Source organism: Oleiphilus sp. HI0061 (assembly GCF_001635675.1).
Genome location: NZ_LWFE01000659.1, coordinates 1 through 599 on the forward strand (window position 1 = coordinate 1; position 599 = coordinate 599).

Here is a 599-nt window from a genome sequence, read left to right on the forward strand (position 1 = left end):
GAGTACTCCATAAATCCATCTGAGATTGAAAATGCTATCAGCAAAGAACTTCTGCCAATGTTATTTACGGACCTTGGTTTGGAAGACGCAGAGCGCTATATACAAGAAGTGTTGAAGATTACTCGCCTCGGCCTACACCGCGATTAAGGGAGAGGGATCTATGTCTTCAAGCGGGATGGGCGCTGAGATTTGCACTCATACACAAGAGCGAGGCGTATTAGCATATGGTGATGACGTAATTCATTACGACATTATTCGCAGAAGCGAGCATCAAGCAAGTACTGATACTGCTAAAGCACGCAAGGTCTTAATTAAAGTCCACCCTGACCAAAGAGTGGTTGCCACGGTGCCTTATGATGCAACAGAGCAATCAATCCAAAAGGCCATCGCAAAACGTGCTCGTTGGATTTGGAAGAATATTCAAGACTTTGCAAGACAACACGAATACGTGCTACCGAAACAATATATCAGCGGGGAAACGCAATTCTATTTAGGTAAGCGCTATGTTCTCAAAGTGATTCTCGATGACGAGCTAACGCCTGCTGTAAAACTTAGTCGCGGTAAGCTCAATGTCACGTTGGCTAAGAAACCTGAGAATC

At 44.6% G+C, this 599-nt stretch carries 1 protein-coding gene; it reads left to right on the plus strand.

Annotation, left to right across the window (positions count from 1 at the left end):
- Window positions 1-160: 160 nt before the first annotated feature.
- The coding region (locus A3735_RS08345; protein WP_156499529.1) for a YgjP-like metallopeptidase domain-containing protein at window positions 161-599 on the plus strand (439 nt) is incomplete at its 3' end.